Source organism: Burkholderia sp. AcTa6-5 (assembly GCF_017815075.1).
Taxonomy (GTDB): Bacteria; Pseudomonadota; Gammaproteobacteria; order Burkholderiales; family Burkholderiaceae; genus Burkholderia; species Burkholderia sola.
This window is the reverse complement of record NZ_JAGIQE010000062.1, coordinates 1-1,797: the sequence shown is the minus strand read 5'-3', so window position 1 is coordinate 1,797 and position 1,797 is coordinate 1. Positions and strand designations below refer to the sequence as shown.

Here is a 1,797-nt window from a genome sequence, read left to right as displayed (position 1 = left end):
GTCCCGCCGCTGCCGCCGTTGTTGCTCGTGCCCGATCCGCCTGACGAAGCCGGCGAGGAATTGTCGTCGCCACCGCAAGCGGTGAGCGCGAGGCAGGTCAATGCGATCAGTGCAACGGCTTTCATCGGGATCACCTTCCAAACGAACAGGACGAACGAAGCCCGTACGCGCGAATCACGCCGCGCGCACCGACCATCAAGAATCAGAAATCAGGAGTCGGCCGGCGGCCCCCGCCGGCCCGGCGACGTCAATTGACCTGCAGTTGCCCACCGCGGCCCAGTCCGCCCTTGACGTCCTGCGCCTTGTAGCTGCGCAGCGCGACGACCATCTTGTTGTACGCGTCGATGAACGCGACGACCGTCGCCTTGCCTTCCGGCGTCGACGAGAAGCCCGCCAGCGCGCCGCCCACCCCGCCGCCGAAGCCGCCCAGCGCCGCGCCGTAGTTGGTCGCCGTCGAGCTGCCTTCCGACGCCGCGATCTGCACCGCCGAGCGCACGTCGAACAGCGTCAGCGTCACCACCGACGCCTTCGTCTGCAGGTGGCCCGCCACCGCCGCCACCGCGCTGTTGCCGATCAGCCCGCCGATCATGCTGCCGATCCCGCCGATCGGCGAATCGTTGATCACGATCTGCGGTTCCATGTAGTAGTCGGCCGCGACGCGCTGGCCCTTCTGCTGCTTCGAGCCCGCGCGGTATTCGCCCGAGTTGCGTTGCAACTGCGTGATGCGCGACAGGCGCGCGTCGCTCTTCTGGTTGCCGATCGACGTGATCACGAAGCAGTTCGACTGCTGCACCGCCAGCCGCAGCAGCGGATCGATGCTCGTCACCTTGGTCGCGCTGCCGAACTGGCCCCACCAGTCGGCGTTGCGGCCGTCGTCGACCGCGATCGTGCCGAGCGGCGACGGGCAGCGCTGCAGTTGCGAATCGGCGCCGGCGCTCGCGCCGCCGGCCGCCGCGCCCGTCACGCCGGCGTTCTGCCCGCCGGGCGTCACCACGCCGCCGCAACCCGCGACGGCCGCGCCAAGCGCTGCAACCAGCGCGCCTTGAGTGAGACGTTGGGAAAGGTTGGTCTTCATGTCGTTATCGATCGATTAGCGTCGTTGTTCGGCTTATGTGTTCGTGCGAACTTCGATAAGCCCCCCGGCGTGGCGCGCGATGGTGGTCTCCCCGCTGCCGCCCCGTTGCTCGATACCCGGTCAGTAGTACCAGTACGTCTGCTGCCAGACGCCGTAGTACGGATAGCCCGAGTACCAGTAGCCGTAATAGACGTCACGCCATTGCGTGCGCCATTTCCAGTCTTCTTCGTCTTCCTTCTTGGCCTTGCGTGCAAGGTCGAGCAGCTTCTTCGATTCCTTGTCGCCGCGGCCGGCCGCGATCGACAGCCACTTCTCCGCTTCGCGCGCATCCGAGCCCATTTCCTCGAGACCGAACAGGTAGAAACTGCCGAGCGCCTTCTGCGCGTTCAGGTCGCCGCGTTCGGCGGCCTCGCGCATCCACTTGAGCGCCTGGTAGCTGTCCTGGCGCACGCCGTCGCCGCGGAAATAGCGCAGGCCGAGGTCGTAGGCGGCCTTCGGCTGGGTCTTCGCGGTTTGCTTGAGCGCGGCGATGCGTGGATCGTCCCGGTCTTCCGCATCGCCCCTTTTTTGATAGGAGACCTGATCTTTAGGGCGATAGGAACAACCTGTGTCGTCGCAGATCCGTACCGTGCCGGCGGTAACCGACGGATCCTGCGCGCACGCAGCCAGCAGCAACAGCAGCCCCGGTGCGAGTAAACGGCGATACATGGGTACTTTCCTCA

General features: G+C 66.3%; 3 protein-coding genes. 1 reads left to right on the top strand and 2 read right to left on the bottom strand.

The window, feature by feature from the left end:
- The coding region (locus J8I33_RS34190; protein WP_209939993.1) for a hypothetical protein at positions 1 to 255 on the top strand (255 nt) is incomplete at its 5' end.
- Here J8I33_RS34190 and J8I33_RS34185 read toward each other — a convergent pair.
- Positions 248 to 1,075 (bottom strand): hypothetical protein, encoded by an 828-nt coding sequence (locus J8I33_RS34185; RefSeq protein WP_124655273.1) that lies wholly within the window; start codon positions 1,073 to 1,075, stop codon positions 248 to 250. The two genes, J8I33_RS34190 and J8I33_RS34185, sit on opposite strands and share 8 nt — an antisense overlap.
- Before the next feature lie 120 nt (positions 1,076 to 1,195).
- Entirely contained in the window at positions 1,196 to 1,783 is a 588-nt protein-coding gene (locus J8I33_RS34180; protein ID WP_209939992.1) for an SEL1-like repeat protein, read from the bottom strand.
- Between the last annotated feature and the right edge of the window lie 14 nt (positions 1,784 to 1,797).

Bases quoted from the DNA above. Each gene is read 5' to 3' on its own strand.
- J8I33_RS34185 (WP_124655273.1), bottom strand. From the start codon at position 1,075: ATGAAGACCAACCTTTCCCAACGTCTCACTCAAGGCGCGCTGGTTGCA.
- J8I33_RS34180 (WP_209939992.1), bottom strand. From the start codon at position 1,783: ATGTATCGCCGTTTACTCGCACCGGGGCTGCTGTTGCTGCTGGCTGCG.